This window comes from Nocardia violaceofusca NBRC 14427 (assembly GCF_963869435.1).
Classification (GTDB): domain Bacteria; phylum Actinomycetota; class Actinomycetes; order Mycobacteriales; family Mycobacteriaceae; genus Nocardia; species Nocardia aobensis.
The window spans coordinates 1-24,810 of record NZ_CAWMPM010000059.1 but is presented as its reverse complement, the minus strand read 5'-3'; the positions used below and the strand labels follow the sequence as shown (position 1 = coordinate 24,810).

At 67.8% G+C, this 24,810-nt stretch carries 24 protein-coding genes and 1 pseudogene; 8 read left to right on the top strand and 17 right to left on the bottom strand.

Annotated elements, in window-relative coordinates; translation table 11 throughout:
- Window positions 1–253 precede the first annotated feature (253 nt).
- Entirely contained in the window at window positions 254–4,207 is a 3,954-nt protein-coding gene (locus AC5592_RS34160) for a DNA-directed RNA polymerase subunit beta' (RefSeq protein WP_063066570.1), read from the top strand.
- Window positions 4,208–4,286: 79 nt separating this feature from the next.
- Here AC5592_RS34160 and AC5592_RS34155 read toward each other — a convergent pair whose 3' ends face one another.
- On the bottom strand, window positions 4,287–5,144 hold the full coding sequence (locus tag AC5592_RS34155; RefSeq protein ID WP_063066569.1) for a dienelactone hydrolase family protein: 858 nt from the start codon (window positions 5,142–5,144) through the stop codon (window positions 4,287–4,289).
- The gene (locus AC5592_RS34150) at window positions 5,126–5,782 is read right to left on the bottom strand and encodes a TetR/AcrR family transcriptional regulator (protein WP_063066568.1); all 657 of its coding nucleotides are present in this window, start codon (window positions 5,780–5,782) and stop codon (window positions 5,126–5,128) included. The genes AC5592_RS34155 and AC5592_RS34150 overlap by 19 nt, the downstream gene beginning before the upstream one ends.
- 81 nt (window positions 5,783–5,863) lie before the next feature.
- Here AC5592_RS34150 and AC5592_RS34145 point away from each other — a divergent pair, with 81 nt between their 5' ends.
- Window positions 5,864–6,715 (top strand): SDR family oxidoreductase, encoded by an 852-nt coding sequence (locus AC5592_RS34145; protein ID WP_063066567.1) that lies wholly within the window; start codon window positions 5,864–5,866, stop codon window positions 6,713–6,715.
- 188 nt (window positions 6,716–6,903) lie between these two features.
- Here AC5592_RS34145 and AC5592_RS34140 read toward each other — a convergent pair whose 3' ends face one another.
- The 4 genes from AC5592_RS34140 to AC5592_RS34125 form a co-directional block, all read right to left on the bottom strand.
- Entirely contained in the window at window positions 6,904–9,279 is a 2,376-nt protein-coding gene (locus tag AC5592_RS34140; RefSeq protein WP_063066566.1) for an ATP-binding cassette domain-containing protein, read from the bottom strand.
- Window positions 9,280–9,341: 62 nt separating this feature from the next.
- Window positions 9,342–9,752 (bottom strand): VOC family protein, encoded by a 411-nt coding sequence (locus AC5592_RS34135; RefSeq protein ID WP_036505867.1) that lies wholly within the window; start codon window positions 9,750–9,752, stop codon window positions 9,342–9,344.
- A 17-nt stretch (window positions 9,753–9,769) separates the two neighbouring features.
- Window positions 9,770–10,207, bottom strand: coding sequence for a helix-turn-helix transcriptional regulator (locus AC5592_RS34130; protein ID WP_036505854.1), 438 nt, complete (start codon window positions 10,205–10,207; stop codon window positions 9,770–9,772).
- Between the two features lie 79 nt (window positions 10,208–10,286).
- Complete coding sequence (locus tag AC5592_RS34125; RefSeq protein WP_063066565.1) at window positions 10,287–10,964, bottom strand: hypothetical protein; 678 nt, start codon at window positions 10,962–10,964, stop codon at window positions 10,287–10,289.
- A gap of 157 nt (window positions 10,965–11,121) precedes the next feature.
- On the opposite strand from AC5592_RS34125, the gene AC5592_RS34120 reads away from it, so the two are divergent.
- The 3 genes and pseudogenes from AC5592_RS34120 to AC5592_RS34110 form a co-directional block, all read left to right on the top strand.
- A complete protein-coding gene (locus AC5592_RS34120) occupies window positions 11,122–13,200 on the top strand; it encodes a serine/threonine-protein kinase (protein WP_063066564.1) in 2,079 nt (692 codons plus the stop codon).
- A gap of 90 nt (window positions 13,201–13,290) precedes the next feature.
- Window positions 13,291–14,460 (top strand): GGDEF domain-containing protein, encoded by a 1,170-nt coding sequence (locus AC5592_RS34115; RefSeq protein ID WP_063066563.1) that lies wholly within the window; start codon window positions 13,291–13,293, stop codon window positions 14,458–14,460.
- A 68-nt stretch (window positions 14,461–14,528) separates the two neighbouring features.
- Window positions 14,529–15,071, top strand: a pseudogene (locus tag AC5592_RS34110) (alkaline phosphatase family protein); the annotation flags it as partial.
- Window positions 15,072–15,197: 126 nt separating this feature from the next.
- Here the strand turns inward: AC5592_RS34110 and AC5592_RS34105 are convergent.
- The 4 genes from AC5592_RS34105 to AC5592_RS34090 form a co-directional block, all read right to left on the bottom strand.
- Window positions 15,198–15,707: a hypothetical protein gene (locus tag AC5592_RS34105; protein ID WP_036505849.1), complete on the bottom strand. Its 510-nt coding sequence runs from the start codon at window positions 15,705–15,707 to the stop codon at window positions 15,198–15,200.
- Window positions 15,704–16,777, bottom strand: a complete 1,074-nt coding sequence (locus AC5592_RS34100; RefSeq protein ID WP_063066561.1) for a DNA polymerase III subunit beta family protein — start codon at window positions 16,775–16,777, stop codon at window positions 15,704–15,706. The genes AC5592_RS34105 and AC5592_RS34100 overlap by 4 nt, the downstream gene beginning before the upstream one ends.
- Before the next feature lie 69 nt (window positions 16,778–16,846).
- Window positions 16,847–17,401: a hypothetical protein gene (locus AC5592_RS34095; RefSeq protein WP_157122422.1), complete on the bottom strand. Its 555-nt coding sequence runs from the start codon at window positions 17,399–17,401 to the stop codon at window positions 16,847–16,849.
- A gap of 13 nt (window positions 17,402–17,414) precedes the next feature.
- Window positions 17,415–17,969, bottom strand: coding sequence for a cupin domain-containing protein (locus AC5592_RS34090; protein ID WP_198164018.1), 555 nt, complete (start codon window positions 17,967–17,969; stop codon window positions 17,415–17,417).
- A 182-nt stretch (window positions 17,970–18,151) separates the two neighbouring features.
- Here AC5592_RS34090 and AC5592_RS34085 point away from each other — a divergent pair, with 182 nt between their 5' ends.
- The gene (locus AC5592_RS34085; protein ID WP_198164017.1) at window positions 18,152–19,084 is read left to right on the top strand and encodes an AraC family transcriptional regulator; all 933 of its coding nucleotides are present in this window, start codon (window positions 18,152–18,154) and stop codon (window positions 19,082–19,084) included.
- A gap of 82 nt (window positions 19,085–19,166) precedes the next feature.
- Here AC5592_RS34085 and AC5592_RS34080 read toward each other — a convergent pair whose 3' ends face one another.
- Entirely contained in the window at window positions 19,167–19,304 is a 138-nt protein-coding gene (locus AC5592_RS34080) for a hypothetical protein (RefSeq protein WP_157104447.1), read from the bottom strand.
- 226 nt (window positions 19,305–19,530) lie between these two features.
- Between AC5592_RS34080 and AC5592_RS34075 the strand changes: the two genes are divergently transcribed.
- Complete coding sequence (locus AC5592_RS34075) at window positions 19,531–20,001, top strand: PaaI family thioesterase (RefSeq protein WP_063013662.1); 471 nt, start codon at window positions 19,531–19,533, stop codon at window positions 19,999–20,001.
- 18 nt (window positions 20,002–20,019) lie between these two features.
- Here the strand turns inward: AC5592_RS34075 and AC5592_RS34070 are convergent, their stop codons facing one another.
- A complete protein-coding gene (locus AC5592_RS34070; RefSeq protein WP_036505841.1) occupies window positions 20,020–21,021 on the bottom strand; it encodes an aldo/keto reductase in 1,002 nt (333 codons plus the stop codon).
- 100 nt (window positions 21,022–21,121) lie between these two features.
- On the opposite strand from AC5592_RS34070, the gene AC5592_RS34065 reads away from it, so the two are divergent.
- Window positions 21,122–21,997, top strand: coding sequence for a helix-turn-helix transcriptional regulator (locus AC5592_RS34065; RefSeq protein ID WP_063066557.1), 876 nt, complete (start codon window positions 21,122–21,124; stop codon window positions 21,995–21,997).
- Here the strand turns inward: AC5592_RS34065 and AC5592_RS34060 are convergent, their stop codons facing one another.
- From AC5592_RS34060 to AC5592_RS34040, 5 genes are all read right to left on the bottom strand, one after another.
- Entirely contained in the window at window positions 21,998–22,981 is a 984-nt protein-coding gene (locus AC5592_RS34060; protein WP_063066556.1) for a pirin family protein, read from the bottom strand. It abuts the gene before it with no gap.
- Window positions 22,982–23,023: 42 nt separating this feature from the next.
- Window positions 23,024–23,335, bottom strand: a complete 312-nt coding sequence (locus AC5592_RS34055) for a GNAT family N-acetyltransferase (RefSeq protein WP_036505837.1) — start codon at window positions 23,333–23,335, stop codon at window positions 23,024–23,026.
- A gap of 4 nt (window positions 23,336–23,339) precedes the next feature.
- A complete protein-coding gene (locus AC5592_RS34050) occupies window positions 23,340–23,816 on the bottom strand; it encodes a carboxymuconolactone decarboxylase family protein (RefSeq protein WP_036505836.1) in 477 nt (158 codons plus the stop codon).
- A 64-nt stretch (window positions 23,817–23,880) separates the two neighbouring features.
- Window positions 23,881–24,306 carry a MerR family transcriptional regulator gene (locus tag AC5592_RS34045; protein ID WP_036505835.1) on the bottom strand — a complete coding sequence of 142 codons (426 nt, stop codon included), beginning with the start codon at window positions 24,304–24,306 and terminating at the stop codon, window positions 23,881–23,883.
- A 117-nt stretch (window positions 24,307–24,423) separates the two neighbouring features.
- A complete protein-coding gene (locus AC5592_RS34040) occupies window positions 24,424–24,792 on the bottom strand; it encodes a VOC family protein (RefSeq protein WP_036505834.1) in 369 nt (122 codons plus the stop codon).
- Between the last annotated feature and the right edge of the window lie 18 nt (window positions 24,793–24,810).

Below are 24,810 nucleotides of genomic sequence, written 5' to 3'. Positions count from 1 at the left end.
CCTCCGACGGCGCCGCGATCGAGATGCGCGACGGTGACGACGAGGACCTCGAGCGTGCCGCGGCGAACCTCGGCATCAACCTGTCCCGCAACGAGGCTGCGACGGTCGACGACCTCGCGCAGTAGCCGATCGGTCCCGGCGCCCGCATTGGGCGCCGGGGCATAGTTTCCCGCTCCGCGGAAGTGGTCCGCCACGGCGGACGAACTAGCGAACTTTGCTCGATACTGAACCCGAACAGGGGAAAGGAAGTTACGTGCTAGACGTCAACTTCTTCGATGAACTCCGGATCGGCCTGGCGACCGCCGAAGACATTCGCAACTGGTCCTACGGTGAGGTCAAGAAGCCGGAGACCATCAACTACCGCACGCTCAAGCCGGAGAAGGACGGCTTGTTCTGCGAGAAGATCTTCGGTCCCACCCGGGACTGGGAGTGCTACTGCGGCAAGTACAAGCGTGTCCGCTTCAAGGGCATCATCTGTGAGCGCTGTGGCGTCGAGGTGACCCGCGCCAAGGTGCGTCGTGAGCGGATGGGCCACATCGAACTGGCCGCGCCGGTCACCCACATCTGGTACTTCAAGGGTGTGCCGAGCCGTCTCGGTTACCTGCTGGACCTGGCGCCGAAGGATCTCGAGAAGATCATCTACTTCGCCGCCTACGTCATCACCGCCGTCGACGAGGATCTGCGCCACAACGAGCTGTCCACGCTCGAAGCGGAGATGGAGGTCGAGAAGAAGACGATCGCCGACCAGCGCGACGCCGACCTGGAGGCCCGCGCCCAGAAGCTCGAGGCCGACCTGGCCGAGCTCGAGGCCGAGGGTGCCAAGTCCGATGTCCGCCGCAAGGTCAAGGACGGCGGCGAGCGCGAGATGCGCCAGCTGCGCGACCGTGCCCAGCGGGAGCTGGACCGGCTCGACGAGATCTGGACCACCTTCACCAAGCTGGCTCCCAAGCAGCTGATCGTGGACGAGGTGCTCTACCGCGAGCTGCAGGACCGCTACGGCGAGTACTTCACCGGCGCGATGGGTGCCGAAGCCATCCAGAAGCTGATGGAGACCTTCGACATCGAGGCCGAGGCCGAGAACCTGCGCGAAACCATTCGCACCGGTAAGGGCCAGAAGAAGCTGCGTGCGCTCAAGCGGCTGAAGGTCGTCGCGGCCTTCCAGACCAACGGCAACTCGCCGATGGGCATGGTGCTCGACGCCGTTCCGGTGATTCCGCCGGAGCTGCGCCCGATGGTTCAGCTCGACGGTGGCCGCTTCGCCACCTCCGACCTGAACGACCTGTACCGCCGCGTGATCAACCGCAACAACCGCCTCAAGCGACTGATCGACCTCGGCGCCCCCGAGATCATCGTCAACAACGAGAAGCGGATGCTGCAGGAGTCCGTGGACGCGCTGTTCGACAACGGCCGTCGCGGTCGCCCGGTGACCGGGCCCGGTAACCGCCCGCTGAAGTCCCTGAGCGATCTGCTCAAGGGTAAGCAGGGTCGTTTCCGTCAGAACCTGCTCGGTAAGCGCGTCGACTACTCGGGCCGTTCGGTCATCGTCGTCGGTCCGCAGCTGAAGCTGCACCAGTGTGGTCTGCCCAAGCTGATGGCGCTGGAGCTGTTCAAGCCGTTCGTGATGAAGCGTCTGGTCGACCTGAACCACGCGCAGAACATCAAGTCCGCCAAGCGGATGGTCGAGCGGCAGCGCGCCCAGGTGTGGGACGTCCTCGAAGAGGTCATCGCCGAGCACCCGGTCATGCTGAACCGTGCGCCCACGCTGCACCGCCTCGGTATCCAGGCCTTCGAGCCGCTGCTGGTCGAAGGTAAGGCCATCCAGCTGCACCCGCTGGTCTGTGAGGCCTTCAACGCCGACTTCGACGGTGACCAGATGGCCGTGCACCTGCCGCTGTCCGCGGAGGCGCAGGCCGAGGCCCGCATCCTGATGCTGTCGTCGAACAACATCCTGTCCCCGGCGTCCGGCCGCCCGCTGGCCATGCCGCGTCTGGACATGGTGACCGGTCTGTACTACCTGACCCGCCTGGAAGAGGGCGCCAAGGGCGAGTACCGGCCTGCCACCGCGGATGCTCCCGAGCAGGGCGTCTACGCGTCGCCGGCCGAGGCCCAGATGGCCGTCGACCGCGGCGAGCTGACGGTTCGCTCGCTGATCAAGGTGCGTCTGACCGAGCAGCGCCCGCCGAAGGATGTCGAGGCGGAGCTGTTCCCCGAGGGCTGGCAGCGCGGCGACGCGTGGCTGTGTGAAACCACCCTGGGCCGCGTCATCTTCAACGAGCTGCTGCCCGCGGACTACGCGTTCATCAACGAGCAGATGCCGAAGAAGCGGCAGGCGACCATCATCAACGATCTCGCCGAGCGCTACCCGATGATCGTGGTCGCGCAGACCGTCGACAAGCTCAAGGACGCCGGCTTCTACTGGGCCACGCGTTCGGGTGTCACCGTCTCCATGTCGGACGTTCTCGTTCCGCCGGAGAAGGCCGAGATCATGGAGCGCTACGAGGCGCAGTCCGACCAGATCGAGAAGAAGTACCAGCGTGGTGCTCTCGACCACCAGGAGCGCAACAACGCCCTGGTCAAGATCTGGCAGGAAGCGACCGAAGAGGTCGGTAAGGCGCTGCGTGCGCACTACCCGGCCGACAACCCGATCATCACGATCGTCGATTCGGGCGCCACGGGTAACTTCACCCAGACTCGTACCCTCGCGGGCATGAAGGGGCTGGTGACCAACCCGAAGGGTGAGTTCATTCCGCGGCCGATCAAGTCCTCGTTCCGTGAGGGCCTGACCGTTCTGGAGTACTTCATCAACACCCACGGTGCGCGAAAGGGTCTGGCCGACACCGCGCTTCGTACCGCCGACTCGGGTTACCTGACCCGTCGTCTGGTGGACGTGTCGCAGGACGTCATCGTGCGCGAGACCGACTGTGGCACCGAGCGCGGCATCCTCGTCGCGATCGCCGAGAAGCAGCCCGACGGTCTGCTCATCCGCGATCCGCACGTGGAGACCAGCACCTATGCCCGGACGCTGGCCGCCGACGCGGTCGACGCCGACGGCAACGTCATCGTGGAGAAGGGTCACGACCTCGGCGACCCGGCCATCGAGGCGCTGCTCGAGGCCGGCATCACCGACGTCAAGGTCCGCTCGGTCCTCACCTGCACCACCGGCACCGGCGTGTGTGCGACCTGCTACGGCCGCTCGATGGCGACCGGCAAGCTGGTCGACATCGGTGAGGCCGTCGGTATCGTCGCCGCCCAGTCCATCGGTGAGCCCGGTACCCAGCTGACCATGCGTACCTTCCACCAGGGTGGTGTCGCGGGTGACGACATCACCGGCGGTCTGCCCCGCGTGCAGGAGCTGTTCGAGGCTCGTGTGCCCAAGGGCAAGGCGCCGATCGCGGAGGTCTCGGGCCGGATCCGGCTCGAGGACGACGACCGCTTCTACAAGATCACCATCATTCCGGACGACGGTTCGGACGAGGTGGTCTACGACAAGCTGTCGAAGCGTCAGCGTCTGCGGGTGTTCAAGCACGACGACGGTTCCGAGCGTCTGCTCGCCGACGGCGACCACGTCGAGGTCGGCCAGCAGTTGCTGGAGGGCTCGGCCGATCCGCACGAGGTGCTGCGCGTGATGGGTCCGCGTCAGGTGCAGATTCACCTGGTGCACGAGGTCCAGGAGGTGTACCGGTCGCAGGGTGTGTCCATCCACGACAAGCACATCGAGGTCATCGTTCGCCAGATGCTGCGCCGCGTCACCATCATCGACTCGGGTGCGACGGAGTTCCTGCCCGGTTCGCTGGTGGAGCGCTCGGAGTTCGAGGGATCCAACCGCCGCGTCGTCGCCGAGGGTGGCGAGCCCGCGTCGGGTCGCCCGGTGCTGATGGGTATCACCAAGGCGTCGCTGGCCACCGATTCGTGGCTGTCGGCGGCCTCCTTCCAGGAGACGACTCGTGTCTTGACGGACGCGGCGATCAACTGCCGCTCCGACAAGCTGATCGGCCTGAAGGAGAACGTGATCATCGGTAAGCTGATCCCGGCCGGTACCGGTATCAACCGCTACCGCAACATCCAGGTGCAGCCGACCGAAGAGGCCCGTGCCGCGGCGTACGCGGTGCCGTCCTACGACGACACCTACTACAGCCCGGAGGGCTTCGGCACCACGACCGGTGCCGCGGTCCCGCTGGACGACTACGGTTTCAGCGACTACCGGTAATCCCGCGTAGTAAGGCACTTCGCCCCGCCTCGGTCATCCGAGGCGGGGCGTTGTCGTATCGGCCGGGTCGGCCGGTGCGCTAGGGCTCGTCGGGCGAGGACCGGTCGGGCGCGTGGTCGGGGGAATCGAGCAATCGCGTGCGAAGGTGCTCGAGAACCAGGTCGAGCGCCTGCCGGGTCGGATGGCCGGGCGTGTCGATGAGATGTTCGGTCAGTACGGAATGCGGCGGCGTCGGCGCGTCCGGATTCGCATCCTCGGGGTCCAGTTCCACTGCCACGAAGGCCGGGCCCAATTGTCTGCGCAGCGAGGCGAATCGTTCCTCCGGGACCAGTCGATCACCGCGGAATCGCAGGCCGAGGACGCCGAGGCCCTGCGCGCATCGTTGCTGAATGCGCGCGAGATCCGCGGTGCCGATACCGATTTCGGCACGTCGGCGGCGCGTCACCGGTACCGGCGTGGCCGGTTGCGACAGCACCGGCGCGAGCAGATGGTCGTCGGCGGCCATGGCGAGGGCGAATCCTCCGGTCAAGCACATGCCGACGGCCCCGATGCCCGGCCCGCCGCAACGCCGGTGTTCGGCGGCGCCCAGGGCGCGCAGCCAGTTCGTGATGGGTGAGGCTCCCGGGCCGGCCAGCATGCTGAACTCTCGTCCGATGCAGAGCCGGGCCATGGCGCCGACACCGTAGGCCGCGCTGCTCAGCAGGCCGTGAGCGGCCGGATTCGGATCGCGTCCGGCCGTACCGAACATATCCGGCAGCACCGCGGTCAGGCCGAGATCGCGTACCCGGCGGGCGAATTCGGCGACCCTCGGCGTGATGCCGGGGACTTCGGTCATCACGATCACCGCCGGGCCCGATCCCGATCGGAGTATCGGGTGGCTGATACCCGTGTGACTGAACGATTCGCGCGTGAAGTCGATCAGGGGATCGTCGGCCATGATGTCTCCGTGGCTCGGGCCTGCGCGTCGAAGGTGCGGCGGGCGGCGATGAACAGGGTGGTGCAGACGTCGGTGAGCGCGGCGGGGGATTGCGGGCTGCCGCCCATCAGCCAGTCGACCAGGAGATGGTTGACGCCGCCGACGAGGGCGACCGCCGCCGAATGTTGTTCGAGCGACAGCGGTTCGGCGCGGGTGGCGGCCCAGGCGGCGGTGACGATCTCGGCGAATTCGCGCAGCACCTCGTGGCGGCGTTCCTCCATGGTGGGGGATACACCGACGGCCTCGATCAGGGCCACCCTGGCAAGTCGCCGATCCTCGGTCAGATTTCCGATGAACGTCTGCAATCCGGCGCGGGTCTGGGCGTCGATGTCGTCGCCCGCGGAGGTCATCGCGGCCACGGTCGCGGCGCGCACCCGCGTCACGACTTCGGAATACAGGGCGGCCAGGCAACTTTCGCGGTCGGTGAAGGATTCGTAGAAGTAGCGTTCGGTGAGTCGTGCGGCGCGGCAGATCTGTTTGACCGAACTGCCCGCATAACCGCTGGTGCCGAAAACCTCCAGTGCGGCGTCCAGGATCGCCGCGCGCCGCTGCTCCCGGCGCTCGTCCGGCATCAGTCCCTGGTACTTCCGTCCTGGCATGCCCCTGTCCTCACGTCCCGACCTATGGCACACTAGAGCATCGTTGCTGACACGCAGGCATGTCAGAATGGAGAACCATCCATGACCTCACCGATCGCCGGTCGTGTCGTCGCGGTGACCGGCGGGGCGCGGGGCATAGGCCGGGAGATCGCGCGTGTGCTCGCCGAGGCCGGTGCCCGGGTCGCCATCGGCGACCGCGACGAACCGGCGGCCATCACCACCGCAGCCGAATTGTCCGGTACCGTGCGCGGATTCGCCCTCGACGTGACCGATACGGAGTCCTTCCGCACCTTCCTCGCTGCCGTGGAATCGCTGTGGGGTCCGATCGACGTACTGGTCAACAATGCCGGCGTGATGTGGGTGGGCTCGTTCGACGACGAGCCCGAGGCCGCGACCGCGCGCATGCTGGAGGTCAATCTGCACGGCGTCATTCGCGGCGTGCGGCTGGTCGCACCGGGCATGCGGGCGCGCGGGCAGGGCCACATCGTCACCATCGCCTCGGCCGCCGCGCGGTTGTCCCCGCCCGGCGAATCGACCTATGCCGCGACCAAACACGGGGTGCTCGGCTACCTGACCGGCGTGCGCGAGGAACTGCGCGGCAGCGGCGTGCGGATCTCGGTGATCATGCCGGGGGTGGTCGCGACCGACCTGGCCGCGGGTACCGACACCGGCGCCGCGAAACTGCTGGAGCCCGCCGATGTGGCGCGAGCGGTGCTGCGGACGATCGAAGACCCCCGGTTCGAGGTCACCGTGCCGGGGTACATCGGTCCGCTCGTCCGGCTCGCCGAACTGCTTCCCCAACGCCTGCGAGACCTGACCTTGCGTCGCATGGTCCCGGATCAGGTCGCCGCGACCCGCGGTTCCACCGCCCGCGCCGCCTACGAACGTGGCCTCACCGATCCGGCCGATCCCACCGGCGAGGACGGCTCGTGACCACGACCCGAGGTCGGCGGCCGATCATCGCGGCCGGCCCGTCGCTGCATGGCGCGCTGAACGCGACGTAGCGACCACAGACCGCGTCGGCGCAGCATTGAGCCGCCCGCGCCGACGCATCCGGCCTGCCGGTTCCGGTCGACCGGAACCGGCAGGCGCTCGGGGGAAGCGATCGGCGTCGTCCCGGACTATCCGCCGACGTAGGCGGCGAGGTGTTCGCCGGTGAGGGTCGAGGAGTCGGCGACCAGATCGGCCGGTGTTCCCTCGAAGACGACGCGCCCGCCGTCGTGGCCGGCGCCGGGACCCAGGTCGATGATCCAGTCGGCATGTGCCATCACGGCCTGGTGGTGTTCGATGACGATCACCGATTTGCCCGAGTCCACGAGGCGGTCGAGCAGGCCGAGCAGATTCTCCACGTCGGCGAGGTGCAGACCCGTGGTCGGCTCGTCGAGAACGTAGACCCCGCCCTTCTCGCCCATGTGGGTGGCGAGTTTGATGCGCTGGCGTTCACCGCCCGAGAGCGTGGTGAGGGGCTGGCCCAGTTTCAGATACCCGAGTCCGACATCATCGAGGCGCTGCAGAATCTTGTGCGCCGCCGGGATTTTCGCCTCACCCGCGCCGAAGAACTCCTCGGCTTCGGCGACCGACATCTCCAGTACCTCGCTGATGTTGCGCCCGCCGAGGTGGTAGTCCAGAACGGCCGCCTGGAAGCGTTTCCCGTCGCATTCCTCGCAGGTGGTCGCGACGCCGGCCATCATCGCCAGATCGGTGTAGATCACGCCCGCGCCGTTGCAGGTGGGGCACGCGCCTTCGGAATTCGCGCTGAACAGCGCCGGCTTGACGCCGTTGGACTTGGCGAATGCTTTGCGGATCGGCTCGAGCAGTCCGGTGTAGGTGGCCGGATTGCTGCGCCGCGAACCGCGAATCGCGCCCTGGTCGACCACCACGACGTCCTCGCGGTCGGCGACCGATCCGTGGATGAGCGAACTCTTACCGGATCCGGCCACGCCGGTGACCACACACAGCATACCGAGCGGGATGTCGACGTCCACGTTCTTCAGGTTGTGGGTGGAGGCGCCGCGAATCTCCAACGCGCCGGATGACTTTCGCGGGGCGTCCTTGAGTTTGGCCCGGTCGTCGAGGTGGCGGCCGGTGATCGTGTCGCTGGCACGCAGGCCCTCGAGGTCGCCCTCGAAACAGACTGTGCCGCCCTGGCTTCCGGCCCCCGGACCCAGATCGACGATATGGTCGGCGATCGCGATCGCCTCCGGTTTGTGCTCCACCACCAGCACCGTGTTGCCCTTGTCGCGCAACTGCAGCAGCAGGTTGTTCATCCGCTCGATGTCGTGGGGGTGCAGGCCGATGGTGGGCTCGTCGAAGACATAGGTGACATCGGTCAGGGAGGATCCGAGGTGGCGAATCATCTTGGTGCGCTGCGCTTCACCGCCGGAGAGCGTGCCCGCCGGCCGGTCCAGCGACAGGTAGCCGAGGCCGATCTCGGTGAACGAGTCGAGCAGGTGCTGCAGGCCCTTCAGCAGCGGCGCGACCGACGGCTCGTCGAGTTCGCGCACCCATGCGGCGAGATCGCTGATCTGCATCCGGCAGACGTCGGCGATGCTCTTGTCACCGATCTTCGAGGACCGGGCCTCGACGCTGAGCCGGGTGCCCTCACATTCCGGGCAGATCGTGAAGGTCACCGCACGCTCGACGAACGCGCGGATATGCGGCTGCAGCGAGTCGACATCCTTGGACAGCATCGACTTCTGGATCTTGGGGACCAAACCCTCGTAGGTGAGGTTGATGCCCTCGACCTTGATCTTGGTCGGCTCCTTGTAGAGCAGATCGTGCAGTTCGCGCTTGTTGTACCTGCGGATCGGCTTGTCCGGGTCGAACAGTCCGCAACCGCGGTAGATGCGGCCGAACCAGCCGTCCATGCTGTAGCCGGGGATGGTGAGCGCGCCCTCGTTGAGCGACAGGCTCTCGTCGTAGAGCGCGGTCAGGTCGAAGTCGGTGACCGAGCCCATGCCCTCACAGCGCGGGCACATACCGCCGAGGCGGTGGAAGGTCGCCTTCTCGGCCTTGGTCTTACCGCCCCGCTCGACCGTGATCGCACCGCTGGCGGTCACCGAGGGCACATTGAACGAATACGCGTTCGGCGAGCCGATCTGCGGCTGGGCGAGGCGGCTGAACAGGATGCGCAACATCGCGTTGGCGTCGGTGGCGGTGCCGACCGTGGAGCGGGGGTTCGCGCCCATCCGCTCCTGGTCGACCGAGATCGCGGTGGTGAGGCCGTCCAGGAAATCGACCTCCGGCCGCGACAGCGTCGGCATGAAGCCCTGGACGAAGGCGCTGTAGGTCTCGTTGATCATCCGCTGCGATTCCGCGGCGATGGTGCCGAAGACCAGCGAACTCTTCCCCGATCCCGAGACGCCGGTGAAGACGGTCAGGCGCCGCTTGGGGATTTCGACACTGATGTCTTTCAGGTTGTTGACCCGTGCACCATGCACGCGGATCAGGTCGTGGGTGTCGGCAACGTGCCGGCCCGGCGTCGCGGCCTTGCTCATGGTTTCTCCAATGTCGGGTGGGCGGCCCGGTCCGCCGACCGGCTCGGTTGTCGGGGGTCGGCTCAGGAGGCCTGTTGGATCCGCAGCAGATTGCCCGAGGGGTCGCGGAACGCGCAGTCGCGCAGTCCGTAGGGCTGATCGGTCGGCTCCTGCACGACCTCGGCCCCGTTCGCCTGCAGCCGCTCGAACACCTCGTCGACGTTCTCGGCGGCCAGATTGAGGCTGGCGAAAGTGCCCTTGGCCATCATCTCGGAGATGGTGCGCTGCTCCTCCTCGGTCACGCCGGGGGTGGCGTTCGGCGGGTAGAGCACGATCGAGATGTCCGGCTGTCCGGCGGGGCCCACCGTGATCCAGTGCATGCCCTTGAAGCCGACGTCGTTGCGCACCTCGAAGCCGAGGGTGTCGCGGTAGAAGGCCAGCGCCGCCTCCGGATCGTCTTGCGGGAGGAAGGTGTCGTGAATGGTGATGTTCATGTCGCTCACGCTAATTCCTACTCCGTAACCTGCGCTTCTCGATTCCTGATCGGTCTGGTGACCTGTTTCGCGACACACGACGGCATGCCCAGGGTGGCGTCGGCGGCCTCCCGCCGGTAGACGCTCGGCGGTACTCCGACCAACTCGGTGAAGCGGGTGCTGAAGGTGCCCAGTGATTGGCAGCCGACCTCGAAGCACACCTCCGTGACGCTGAGATCGCCGCGCCGCAGCAGCGCCATCGCGCGTTCGATGCGCCGCGTCATGAGGTATCCGTACGGTGACTCCCCGTAGGCGAGGCGGAACTGCCGGCTCAGATGCCCCGCGGACATGTGCACATCGCGGGCGAGGGCCTCCACGTCCAGGGGTTTCGCGTATTCCCGGTCGATGCGGTCGCGGACCTTGCGCAACCGCGCGAGATCGCGCAGGCGCGGGTCGGGGGCAGATGTGCTGCTCACAACGCGATGGTGCCACGTGGCACCGACATTGCCCAGCAACCCTCACCACGAGCGGGACGAGGAGATGCGGAAGGTGAGGTCAGCGCTCTCGGACCGCTGGGCATGTCTTCCCCGCGAGATGGCATTTGTCCTCGAATCCGGCGGGCAGCCAATTTCCGGACAGCAGCAGCGGATGATTCGGGAAGTGCAGATGGGCGGCCACGACGAATATCAGTACGGCCCAAGGGGTTCGGACCTGCCACTGGTGGAAGGTGTTGTTGCGGTCGACGTAGCGCGCGACCACCTGGTCGGCGGCGGTCAGGTCGATCGTCTCGAGCGAGGCCCAGCGGATTCGGAAGGAGTAGTCGGGATTGGTGAGGTGGATGCGGCGGTCGGAGATCATCACCGAACCGGGACGTTCGGCGATCCAGCGCGGCTGGGACGCGGCCTCCGCACGCTGGCGCCGGGCCTGGTTCACCAGCGCATTCCCCAGTTGCGCGGCCGCGACGAAGGAGGCGCTGCCCGCGACGTAGATGTTGTTGCGGGTCCAGCCGCCGTTGCCGGGCGAGCGCCAGAACGACCAGGTCGCCGGGCCCTCGGCGATACACACCTCACCCGGATCGATCCGGATCCGGGTCGACTTGACGGGCATGCGCGCCAACTCCTCGCGGCGCAGCAGATCGAGCACCCCGCACGTGTACAGCAGGTGGTCGTCGAACCACGTCCATCCGGCCCGGTCGGCGAGGGCTCGGTCGATATCGGCCAATGGGTCGAACACTGCGATCTCACCACCTTCATCGACATCTGCGGCGCTGGATATCCACGGTATCGGAGGAGGCCGCGCCCGGCGAGGGCCGCCGAATCCGCCCGGTGAGGACGCCGGATTCGTCCGGTAAACTGCTGACGCCTCGGTGGGCTCGACCAGAAGGGGGACCGTGGCCGCACTCGCGATCGGCGAGACGTTCGCCGATTACCTCATCGAGGGCGTGCTCGGCCGTGGCGGAATGGGAACGGTCTATCTCGCCCGCCATCCCCGGCTGCCCCGCCGGGTGGCACTGAAGCTGCTCGACCGCGAGGTCTCCGCCGATCACGAGCGGCGCCGCCGGTTCGATCAGGAAGCCGATATCGTTGCCCGCCTGGAACATCCGGGCATCGTGCGGGTCTACGACCGCGGCGCCGACGACGGGCACCTGTGGATATCGATGCAGTATGTGCACGGCACCGATGCGGCGCGGCTCGACCGGCGCGCCCTCACCACCGAACGGGTGCTGCGCATCGTCACCGAAACCGCTGCGGCACTGGACTATGCGCACGGCAAGGCGGTGTTGCACCGCGACATCAAACCGGCGAACCTTCTCCTCGAAGCGCCCGAGGCCGGCCGCGCCGAACGGACCGTCCTCACCGATTTCGGCATCGCGCGATTGCAGGACGCCGACACCGAACTCACGGTCACCGGCACCCTCACCGCCACGCTCGCCTACGCCTCGCCCGAGCAGCTCTCCGGCGAATCGCTGGACCATCGCTGCGACCAGTACTCCCTGGCCTGCACCCTTTTCACGCTGTTGTGCGGGCGACCGCCCTATGCCGGAACCAATCCGGGTCAGGTGGTCGCCGGGCACGTCACGAAACCGATTCCCCGGCCGACCGCGCTGCGCGCGGACCTGCCGCCCGCCCTCGATCCCGTGCTGGCGCGGGCGATGGCGAAGCAGCCGCACGAGCGGTACGGCAGCTGTGCGGAATTCGTGGCTGACGTGTCGGAAGCGCTGTCCGGCAACAGATTCGGCGCGGTCAGTGACGTCTACCGTGCTCCCGCTCCGGATCATGCGGCCGGTACGGATTCGCGGGAGTCCGCCTCGCAGCCGCAGGAACACTCGGCGGCGCGGTTGGCGCAGGGATACCCGACATCGGCGACCGCACCGACGCAGTCCCGGGCACAGTCGGCGTTCGGCGCACCGGGGCCCGGGCATCGGCCGGCGCAGGGGCCCCCGCATTCCGACGGCGCCGGTTCCGGGCAGTCACCGGTAGTGCCCGCCCGGGCAGCGCGGCGGAAAGTGCGGATCCGGCGGGGTGCGGCTGCGGCGGGTGTCGTCATCGTGCTGGCCGGTGCCGGGGTGGCGGTCGACAGATGGTCGGGCGGGCATTCGACGGCCGACGGCGGCTGGGGGCCGAAGTACCAGCCCATCGCGGACAATTTTGCGCAGGTGGTATCCGCGCGCCCCGGCGAGACCGGATGGCTGGGGACGCGGTGCGCGGTGGATCCGACGACGGGCGACCGGGCGGCGATAGCCTGTGAGAATCCGGACCGCGATCTGCGGGTGGAACTCGTCGACCTCGAAAAGGTAGACGCCGCCGTGGAATTCGCCGCGGACGCGAGTAAGCACAGTGGCGATCTGCTGGCGAGACATCCGGGCTTCACCGATCCGCTGGATGTCGTGCTGCCCACGCCGGATGCGACCGGGCCACAGGACCTCTACACGCTGTTTCCGCAGGATGTGCACCGGTCCCGATTCGTCGTCGGCCTGCGCTGGACCAAGCACGCGGCGCTGGAGGTCTACGATCGCTGGTGGCGGCAGCTGCCGTTGGGTATCGCCCCGCCGGATGCGTCAGCCCCGGCGGATGCGAAAACCGAAGCGCCGGACAGTGTTCCGTGGTGCTACGCGGCCAGGACCGCGACCGACGTCAACGACGATACGCCAGGCGGCACCGGATCCGGTCCGGATGCCGTGTTGGGCTACGAGTTCGCGCAGTACGCCACCCGAAGCGGTTCGGCGGCAAGGCAATACGCCGTGCCCGAAGCGGCGGCGGTGCCCGCTGCCGAAACCCTGCAGGCTCGGATCGCCCAGGTGCCGGTGGGCACCCAGCACTGCGTGCACGTGACCGGTGGCGATGTCCCGGACCGCTTTCAGGTGCAAGTTTTCGAACGCCGTCCCGACCGCGGGTTCCTCTACCACGCCTACACCGCCATCACGGCCGACCGCGACGGCCGCGTGCTGATCCGGGAGATCCGGACCTGATCCGGCACCGGTCGGAAGAGGTACTACGACCATATATCGCTGGTCCTGGGGCACTTCACAGATCGCCGGACGCTGTCCTAGCGTTGTCGGATGGCTGCACCCGAGCCGTCCGGTGACGAGCATCGCCGCAGCAGGGGCCCGTTCGCGCGGGCACGTGTCGCCGATGCGCTGAGCTACGGCGGGCTGGTTGCCGTGCGGATGTGGTGGCGAGAACCCGCCGACTATCGCTGGCTGCTGAGCACGCTGCGCAACCAGGCGGCACTCGGCTTGCTGAAATTCTCGATCGGCACATCCGGCTTGGGCCTGAGTTTCGTCGCCCTCATGCTCCTGCTGTCGGCCGAAGGCCCGCAGAACGCGGCCGGCCGGGCGGTTATCGGCCTGTTCGCCGTTCTGGCGTTGGTGGTGGGCGTGCGCTGGTACCTGCTGCCGTGGCCGAGTGCCTGGGCGTCACTGGCGTTGATCGCGCTCGCAGACCTCGGCATCACGATCAACGGTCTGCTGGTCTCCAACCGTGTGGCGATGATCAACAACACCGCCCTCATCCTGACCGGTGGCTATCTGGCGCTCTTCCACAGCGCCAAGGCGCTCGCCGTGCACGCGGGTTGGTCGCTGTTCTCGGTGCTGCTGGTCACGGTACGAATGGGCACCCCCGCCAACTCGGATCGTGACGTCCCACTCGCGATCGCCACCACGCTGATCATGGTGCTCGCCGTCGTCCTCGTACTGCCGACGCTGCAGTTCTTCTATTGGGTGCTCCGCACGAACGCGTTGTCGGATCCACTGACCACCCTGTTGAACCGGCGTGGACTCGACTACCACCTGCCCGGATTGTTCGCCGCCGGTACGCCGATCTGCGCGATGATCATCGACCTGGATCGATTCAAGGAGGTCAACGACACCTTCGGTCATCAGGAGGGCGACAGGGTGCTGGCCAGAACCGCGGCACGGTTGCGCGACACCACCGACCCCGCTGCCACCATCGCGCGCACCGGCGGGGAGGAGTTCACGATCGTCGGACGTCTGGACGCCGGAGCCGCTCGGGCACTGGCCGAGCGGCTCCGGCGCGCGATCGAGAGTTCGGGCGACGGCGCCCTGGTCACCGCCAGCATCGGTGTGGCGGTCCTCGACGACAGCGAAGTAACCGATGACCGTCTCTCGCCCGAGCTGCTACTCCGTTTCGCGGACACCGCCATGTATCGGGCGAAACAGCGAGGCGGCAACGGCATCGTCGTCCGGGAACTACGCGAACCTCTCACCTGAGCGGAAACCGGGGCCACGGGTGCCGCGACTCGGAAATGGGCTCGTCCCAGTGAGATCGATGCGGCAGCATGGGCGATCATGCGCTACTCACTGGCCGACGTCCTGCCCTCGGTGGCCGCCGCCCTGGGGATGGATGTGCACAATCCGACGTGCACTACGTGATCCCCGGCTATCAGCGCGATTCGGGACTGACCCGTGCGGCCTTCCGCGCCGCGGGCACCGTGCATCCGGCCACCGATCTCGATCAGGTGCGGGCCGGAATCCGCGCCGTCGCACGCCATTGCGGCACCGGCCGGCGCTTCGCGTACGCCTACTTCGCCGACCTGGACGTCGCCGGCCACCTGCACGGCCCGGAATCTCCGGAGTGGCTGCGGGTACTGGCCGATATCGACAGCGCGGTGGCGGATCTGCTGACCGACCTCCCAGCCGAGTGCACCCTCCTGATCACCGGCGATCACGGGATGATCCACGCCGATACCGTCGTCGACCTCGACGCCCGCCCGCATCTGCATCGCGGCGTGCGGGCGATCGCCGGCGAGGCCCGGGTGCGCCACATCTATCTCGAGAACGCGTCGGCGCGGTCCGATGTGCTCGCCGCCTGGACCGAGGAATTGTCCACGGCCGCAACGGTTGTCACTCGCGAACAGGCCGTGGACGAGCACTGGTTCGGCCAGACGCCACCCAGTTCGTCCCGCTCATCGCGTCGCGATGACCCGTCTCCGTGCGCGAGTGTCCGATCACGCCCCGGACGTGCCGGGTGCCGAGTCCCGCCGCCGGGTCGATCGGTGCTCGATCGCCGCGGCGACCTCTTCGATCGCTCTTCGGATGAGCCGTCCGTAACCATCGTCCGCGAGTGCGCCGGTATGCCGTCGCGCCGCCGCGATGTGCTCCGCGGCGGCCGCGAACGACCCGAGCAGCCGGTAGTTGTCGGCGAGGTTCAGATGCAGTGAGGGATAGAAGCCGGCGATGTGCAGACTCGCGTGATGGCTCTGCACGCGTGCCTCGGTGAGGGTGTCGGCCGCGTCCAGCGCCCGCACATCCCACACCAGTGCCTGGGCCGGATCGGTGTGGAGGTCGGCCAGGTAGTGGGCGAGGGTGCATCGGTGCAGCGGATCGCCCGCCGGTCCGATGTCCTGCCACAGCGAGACGAGTTGCGTTCGGGCGGAGTCGGTTTCGCCGTTGCGGCCGCGTTCCACGGCCGCGCCGATGGCCGCCATGGTGGGGTCGTGGGCAACGGCGTCGGTCATGATTCCTCGATGTGGCCAGGGGCGACGGGCATCGCCACGGTGGTGAGGTCGCCGTCGTCCGCGGATCGGATGACGACGGGCTGCTTCGGACCGGCGATGTCGATCATCACGTCGGGCCCGATGGCCGCGCCGATCGCCGGATAGAGGGTGGTGATGTCGAAGGTGAGCTCGACGTCCGGCCCGGTTACCGCGGCCGAAACCGCCTCGCTCGTACCGGAACCGGCACTCGCGAGCGCTACCGCCCCGGCGCGGACGCACAGCCGGATATGCCGCGCGCGCAGCGATTCCATCGCCCGGACGAGGGTGTCCCTCGGCGTCACGACGCGTGTGCGGGCGGTCTCGATGGAGCCCAGCAGCATCCGATGGTCGGGAAACGGCCCCGGCAGGATGCGGCACGTCCCGGCCGGCGACTCGCCCGCCCGGAATCGGACGGAATGCGGTCCGGCATCCAGCCGGACCTGATGGTGGCGGCGGATCCGCGGCACGGCCAGCCGCAGATCGTCACCGTCGACGGTGGCGGCCCACTCGGTCGAACTCGGTCGCTCGGGCACCAGGGTGCGGGTGGCGAGCCGGTAGCGGTCGGTGGCCGTGAGCGTCAGCGCCTCGGCCGAGACCTCGACGTGGACGCCGCTCAGGACGGGATGCTCCGGTTCGTGCACGGTCGCGGCGAGTATCTGCTCGACGGCCGTCGCGAAGACCGGACCGCTGACGGTCGCGACCGCCCACCCGCGCCCGGTGCCCAGGGCCGCCTTGATCTCGGCCGCCCGTCCCCGAGCCCGCCGTACGTGCTGTTCCAGTCCGGCGACGTGCTCGTCGATGAGCTGTCCCGCGCTCTCGCCCTCGGCCGCCAGCACCGCCGCGATCGTGTCCAGCGGCATGCCGATCTCGCGCAGCCCCCGAATCGCCACCGCCCGTTCCAGCTGGTCGTCGGCGTAATACCGATATCCAGACATCGGATCCACGATCGCGGGCGGCAGCAACCCGGAATCGGCGTAGAACCGCAGTGCGCTCGCCGTGAGCCCGCTGGCCCGTGCGAACGCTCCGATCGTCACCATTGCGGATTCCGTCACCGCCCCATCATGAAGCTTCAGCCGACCTGAAGGTCAAGGGGTGGTGACGGCCGAGGGCGGTGCCCGGCCTCAGCGGCGCAAGGTCCGCGAATGCGCCGAGACCAGTGCGTGCGGGCAGTGCGGCCGGGCGCGGGGCGGGGGTGCGAAGCCGTCGAACCGCGCCGGCGGCGCCGGTGCGCGCAGGGTCACCGTCGACGTCCACGGCCGCGCCGGTATCTCCATCCGGCACGCGACGTTCCAGCCGAACGGAATCGCATGGGCGCGTTCGCCGTGTTCCTCCAGGCGATCGGTGAATTCCGCGAGGACGTCCAGGGTGTCGGCGAGATGGGTCAAGACATCGGCCTGATCGGAGCCGAGGGTGAAACGGCTGCCGCTCGCCACGCAGAACGGGCTGCCGGCGAGTACGACGAACGATGCGTCGCTGTCGGCGCACAGCCGCCGGACCGTGCGCACGGCGTCACCGCTGATGGGGCAGTCGCCGGGTTCGACGACGATCCGCACCAGCAGGCAATCGAAGAATCGCCGCGGTACGCCCACGGCGGTGGTGGGCAGTTCCACCGCACAGGGACCGGCATCGACGGGCGTGTATTCGAAACTGCGCCAACGACTTCCGGAAATTCTCATCGCCGTGCCCGCCTCACGGTGCGGCCGGCGCGTTCCGCTCGACGCCGCAGAGGGTGTAGCAGAACACGAACGGTTCGGTGCCGTCGTTGAACCAGGCGTGCGGTGCGCCGTGCTGCACGACGCAATCGCCCGGTCGCAGTGCCACATCCACATCGTCGCCGATCCGCAGACGGCCCTCGCCGCTGAGCACCACCACGAAGTCGACGCTCTCGGTGGCGTGCACGCCGGGACGAGCCGGGTCGAAGGCGGCCATCATGCCCGGCAACTTCTGCTCCGCCTCGGCCGCCACCACCGCCATCTCCGCCTCGGACAACTCGGCATCGGGCTCGTAACTCAGGCCCGGCGGGACGGAGATGAAGCCGAAGCGCACTCCGCCGGGTCCGGGAAAGTAGCTGGTGTCGACGTCGGACGGCATCCGGTCGACCGGAAGTGCGGGCAGTTCGTCGACCTCCCACATCCGATGAAGTTGCGCGCCCGGCAGCAGCGCCAGCATCAGCGGCTCGACGTTCTCGTCGGAAAGTACTCGGCCCTGTCCGGAACCGTCGTCCCCGACCACGATCCTGCGCATGGAAACCTCCTGATCCTCATCCATTCCGCGCCGATCCGGACCCGCATTCCGCCGTTGTACAGCCCGTTTCCGGATATCAGCTCACCGGCACGGTAGCGAGCGCCGGGGCATGCCCACATGTCCTGGAACGCAGGGCCATTGTTCAGGTGCGCAGAATCGGAAAACCGGCGATGATATCCGCGATGACCACTGCCGAATCGGAGACGACGAGTGCGATCGAGCCGCACGAGCGGGTCGATTACTGGGCTCATCTGATCAGCTCGTACCAGTGCACCCTGGGCTACCGGTTTCCGACTTCCGCGGATTTTCGCGGACGCACCTCGATGCGGCGTACCGAGTCGTATCAACTGGTCGGCTGGGAATCCGATGCTGTCACCTATTTCCGGAGTCCGCGGCTCATCCGCGCCGACCCCGACTCCGACTATCGGTTGCTCGTACCGATCACCGGCACCCTGACTTTCCGCCACGGTGACGACACCGGTGCGTTGCCGCCCGGCAGTGCGTGCCTGGTCTCCACCGACGAACCCTTCGAGATGTCGATGTGCGAGGGCTCGCACGGGCTCATCGTCACCATTGCGCGCGAGGACATCCGGCACCGTCTCAACCGCCGGGAGCCGCCACCGCGGCCGTTGAACCTCAGCACCGGAATCGGCGGGGTCGCGGGAGCGGTCGCGGGCACCCTGTACACCGAGCGCGCCGCGCTCACCGACCACCAATTCGACACCGTCGCAGAACAATTGGTGGATCTGCTGTGCATGCAGATTCTCGGGGAGGCACCGAGTGCGCCGGCCCAGCTGGCGCAGGTGGAGGCGAGCGCCCGGCGCTACATCCGCACGCATGCGGGCGATCCGGAGCTCACCGGCGCGCGCGTCGCGGCGGCCCTCGGCTGGTCGCTGCGTCAGCTGCAGCTGGCATTCAGTCAGGCCGGTACCACGCCGAGCGAGGTCATTCGGGAGCAGCGCCTGCAGATCGCCCGCGATCGCCTGCGCAATCCCGCCTATCGGCAGCGCAGCGTCGCCGATATCGGCGCGGATCTGGGATTCGGTTCGGCCAGTAGTTTCACCAAGGCGTTCCGCCGCCGCTTCGACACCACCCCCGGACAGTTGCGCGGCTGAACGACCCGGCCGTCGGCCGGAATGCGAACGGCCCGCCTCCGTGCATGGGGTCGGGGGCGGGCCGGCGGTTGCGGAGCGCGGCTCAGTTGAAGATGCCGCCGCCTTGGGTGGCGGACCCGGCCGACCCCGTCACGAACAGGTTCATGATGTTGGTGAAGACGCTGCTCGAGTTCACTGTGCCGGCGGAGTTGGAGTCGATCAGGGCGATAAAGGCGTTCATGAACTGCTTCCTCGTGCATCATGGGTCCGCGGACCCGGTTGGGTGTCCTGCCGTGCTCAGCGCAGTGGAATGAAGCTTAACCAAAATCCGGCAAATCTGAACCACCTTCTTTTCGGATTTTTCGGACACCCCGCCGGACCGGTGGGGCGGTGTGCTGTGGACAGGGTTCCTCGTACAGAGTAAAAAAGTGGAACACGTTTCAATTCTGTGCGCGACGGGAGACGCAATGGACCACGCTGCCATGGGCGAGCTGGTGATGGCCGGATTTCAGAAGCTGGGATTCATCCAGTTCGCGGGGGTGGAAGGGGTGGAATATCTGCCCGGCCGCAACGTGGTGAGCATGGCGCCGAAGCCGGAACACCTCAATCACAACGGCGACGTGCATGCCGCCATTCTGTTCGGCCTGGCCGAAACGGCCGCGATGGGCGCCTCCATCTCCGGCATCGTGGACCTGATGGGCGAGACATTCATCGTCGCGCGCGACGGCCGGATCGAATATCTGGCCCGGGCCAAAGGCGAGGCGGGCCCGTTCCGTGCCACCTCGGAATTGACCGCGGCGGAACTGGAACAGGCCCGCGCCGATATCGCCGCGCAGCAGCCGGTGGAACTGGCGATGCCGGTCGACATCACCGACAGCACCGGTAAGTCGGTCGCCGCGGCCACGTTCACCGCGGTGATTCGGCCGCGGCGCAAATAAGCGGGCGGCGAACGGGTTTCAGCGCTCGCTGTCCAACATGGCCATCTGCGGGGCGGCGTAGCGGTCACCGGCGACCGCCTCGGCGGGCGCCGCCGCCTCGATCGCGGCGAGCTCCGACTCGGAGAGCCGAATCTCCAGTGCGGCAACGGCTTCGGACCAGCGATCCACGCGGCGCGCGCCGATCAGCGGAACGATATCGGCGCCCCGGGTCAGCACCCAGGCGATCGCCAGTTGTGCCACACTCACGCCGTGGCGGTCGCCGATCTCCGCCAGTGCCGAGACCAGCCGGAGATTGGCGGTGAGATTCTCACCCTGGAATCGCGGGCTGTGCGCGCGGAAATCGTCGGGGGCGAAGGTCTGGTTCGCGCGCAGGGAGTCGCTCAGCAATCCGCGCGAGAGCACCCCGTAGGCGGTGATCCCGATGCCGAGTTCCCGTGCCGTCGGCAGGATTTCGCGTTCGATGCCCCGGGTGATGAGCGCGTACTCGATCTGCAGATCGACGATCGGCGCCACCGCCGCCGCACGCCGCAGGGTCTGCGCGCCGACCTCGGACAATCCGATGTGGCGCACATAGCCGGCCTGCACCATCTCCGCGATCGCCCCCACGGTGTCCTCGATCGGCACCGCCGGATCCAGCCGGGCGGGACGGTAGATGTCGACGTAGTCGACTCCCAGCCGCTGCAGCGAATAGTGCAGGAAGTTGCGCATCGCCTCCGGTCGCGTGTCGACGCCGCCGAAGCTGCCGTCCGGACCGCGCAGCGCACCGAATTTCACGCTCAGCTGGTAGTCCTCGCGTGGACGCTGAGCGAGGGCACGGTGGATCAGCATTTCGTTGTGGCCGGCGCCGTAGAAGTCGCCGGTGTCGACGAGGGTGGCGCCGGAGTCGAGGGCGGCGTGGATGGTGGCGATCGATTCGGTCTCGTCGGAAGCCCCGTAGGCGCCCGACATCCCCATCGCGCCCAGACCGACGCGTCCGACCTTCGGGCCCGTCTCGCCCAGTTGTGTCTGCTCGATAGTCATGACCGAATCCTGCGCCTCGATGCGTCGCCTCGGCAGAGATCGTTTATCGGGGGATCGGCGATCCCTGGCTGCGGCCGCTCGCGCGGGGCACAGTGGAGTGATGAATCGCGAGGAACTGGCCGATTTCCTGCGGCGGCGGCGCGAGCAACTCCAGCCCGCCGATGTGGGTCTGCTGCCCGGCACCCGCCGCCGGACTCCCGGCCTGCGTCGCGACGAGGTCGCCCTGCTCGCCGGGATGTCCACCGATTACTACACCCGCCTCGAACAGTCGCGGGGTCCGCGACCCTCGGTGCAGGTTCTCGGCGCGCTCGCCCGCGCGCTGCGGCTCAGCGACGACGAGCGCGACCATCTCTACCACCTGTGCGGGCATGCGGCGCCGCATCGCGGCGGCGGCGACCGGCACGTCGGGCCCGGGCTGCTCTATCTCCTGGACAAGCTGGAGGACACGCCCGCCTGCGTGGTATCGGACCTCGGCGAGATCCTCGCGCAGAACCGCATGCACATCAACATGACGGGTGACCACACCCGCTTCACCGGCATGGACCGCTACCTGCTGTGGCGCTGGTTCACCGATCCGATCGGCCGGGAGACGTTTCCCGACGCCGACTGGGACCGGCTGACGCGCCGGCACGTCGCCGATCTGCGCGCCACCGCGGCGCGGCGGGCGGGCGACGCCGACGTCACCGAACTGGTGACGAAGCTGCGGGCGGTCAGTCCCGAATTCGAACGGCTGTGGTCGGCGCACGAGGTCGCGGTCCGGATCAGCGATGCCAAGCGGATCCGGCACCCGCAGGTCGGGCTGCTCGACCTGGTCTGCGAAACGCTGGTCACGCCGAATGCGGCCCAGCATCTGCTGGTCTACTATCCGCGTCCCGGAACCGACGCCAAGGAGCGGCTGGAACTGTTGCGTGTCATCGGAACCCAGTCCATGACCGACGACACCGATTCGGGCAGTACGGTTTTCGACCGGAGCTGATCAGCGGGGCGGGAATTCGCGACGGGTGCGTGGGCGCAGCCGCAGATTGGGCAGCGGTGGCGCCGGAATGCGTTGCTGCGGAGTATGTCCCGCGACATCGCCGAAGCGCTCGGTGTCGTGCTTCTCCCACGCGGTGCGGGCGGTGTCGATCTCGTCGTGACTGCGGCCGACGAAATTCCACCACATCACCAGATCCTCGCCGAAGGGCTCGCCGCCGATCAGCACCACCCGCGCGCCGGATTCACTGCGCAACCGCAGTTCGGCGCGGTCGCTGCCCAGATACAGCAGCGGACCGGGTTCGGCGAGGACGTCGTCGATGCGCACCTCGCCCGACATCACCAGCACCGCATGCTCGAATTCCGGTGCCAGCGGCAGACGCGCGTCCGCACCCCGGCCGACGGTGATGTCCGCGCCGACGATCGGGGAGTAGGTGATCGCCGGTGAGCGCACCTCCCCGAGCGAGCCGATGAGCACGGTCGCGCGCAGTCCCGGCCGGGCCAGCACCGGCAGCTCGCGATGCTGCTCGAAATGCGGTGCGATATCGCGGTGCGCATCCGGCAGCGCGATCCAGAACTGCAGTCCCTGCCCGGCGGGCGCACCGGGCACCGTGTACTCCGAATGCGCGATGCCGCGCCCGGAGGTCATCAGATTCAGCTGGCCGGGCTCGATCTCCACATCGGATCCGACGCTGTCGCGATGACGGATCCGGCCGTCGAAGGGCCAGGTCACCGTCTGCAATCCGATATGCGGATGGGGATCGATATCCGGCGGCAGCCGATGCGAGGTCTCGGTCGAACCGAAGTGGTCGAGGAAACACCAGGCGCCGACCGTCGGCAGATCACGCTGCGGCAGTACCCGCATCACCGTGACGCCGCGCACGCCGCCCAGTGGCACCTCCCGGGCCGGATGGAAATCCGCCCGCGGGCCGGGCGCCGGCGACGATTCGCACAGCGCCTCGGCGGGATTCGCCTCGAGATCGCTCATCGGCCACCTCCGGTCCGGGGTCACCGCTGATGCCGGGCGCGGTTACCGCTGAATGCCTTTGCCCACTACGTGAGCATCGTAGTCCGGGTGCTTGTCGAGCCAGCTCTTGATGAACGAACAGCGGGGCACGATCGCGCGGCCGCGGTCGATCGCGTCCGTGATCGCATGCCGCGCCAGCGTGCCGGCCAGGCCCTTCCCGCTGAACTCCGAATCCACCTCGGTGTGGATGAAGGTCGTGTCCTCGCCGTTGTCGCGATATTCGGCGAATCCGGCGAGTTTGTCGCCGTACCACACCTCGTAGCGGTGCTGCGCGTCGTTGCGGACGACTGCTGCGGTCGCGGCCTGATCGATCATCGGGTTACTCCTTCCGTTCCCGCACCGGATGCCTGCTCATGATCGACACGCGATTGAACGCGCCGATGGTCGTCGCGACCCAGACGATCACCGAAACCTGTTCGTCCGACAGCTGTTTCCGCGCATGGGCGTACACACGTTGCAGGGTGTCCTCATCGGGCAACGTGGTGGTCGTCTCGGCGAGTGCGAGGGCGGCGCATTCGGACGGGGTGAACAACTCGGTACGCCGCCAGGCCGGCAACACGTCGAGCTGCTGTCGGGTCACGCCGGCCTTCAGCGCTGCCTGGGAGTGCAGGTCCAGGCAGTACGCGCAGCCGTTGATCTGCGAGACGCGCACGTTGACCAGCTCGACCAGGGAACGGTCGAGACCGGCGGCCGCGGCCGCGTTGCGGACGGCCAGTGCGACGTTGTTGAGCGCACGGAAGGGCTCGGGACTCTGTTTGTCGATCCAGATGCGGGCATCGGCGGCGGGGGTTTGCATAGCGGAGGCATCCTAACCGTGCGCTGCGTCACCATGCGCGGGATGTATGCGACGTCACGCGGGTTCAGATTTGTTGCATGGCAGCGACTCTGCCCTCGTAGAGGCCGATCTTGCGGTCGAGCACGGCGAGTGTGCTGTGCAGGTCCTCGATCTGGGCGAGCACGCCCTCGCGAGTTTTCCGGAACATCTCCAGCCGCTCCGGGGTGGTCTCGTCACCGGCCCGCACCAGTTCGGCGTAGTGGACCATATCGGCGACCGACATCCCGGTGGTGCGCAGGCAGCCGATCAGATGCAGCCAGCTCAGATCGCGATCGCTGAACCGGCGCTTACCGCTGGAATCGCGGCCGATGTAGTCCATCAGGCCGATTCGCTCGTACCAGCGCAGCGTGTCGCGGGTGAGGCCGGACTTCTCCGCGGCATCGCCGATCGAATACTTGGGGCGCTCGTAGTCCTCGGTGTGCTCGAGGGGATTCGCCGTGGTTGCCGTCATCGCCACTCGCCTTCCTGACCCGCTTCCCGACCCGCGGGCCCGCGCTTCGACAGTACCGACCTGGAGTGCACTCCATGCAAGCCCGGGCGCATCGCCCGGGCCCGGCCCGGCCGCGGCTCAGCCCCGCTGCGGCAGTTCCTGCACGGCCCACTTGTTGCCGTCGGGATCGGCGAAATAGGTGAACAGACCCCAGCCCTCGTCCTTGACCGGCGTGGCCTCCACACCCGCGGCCACCAGCTGCCGGTAGGCCTCCTCGGCGCTGGCCACCACCATCTGCATACCGACCACGCTGCCCGGCGCGGCGTCGGTGATGCCCCGGCCGATGCAGATCGAACAGCCCGAACCCGGCGGAGTCAGCTGCACGAACCGGATGTCCTCGGACGGGCTGGCGTCGTGATCGGCGTTGAATCCGATGCTCGTGTAGAAGGCTTTCGCCCGGTCGACGTCGGTGACCGGGATGGCGACGAGTTCGATTTTCCAATCCATGTGAGGAGCATCTCATCG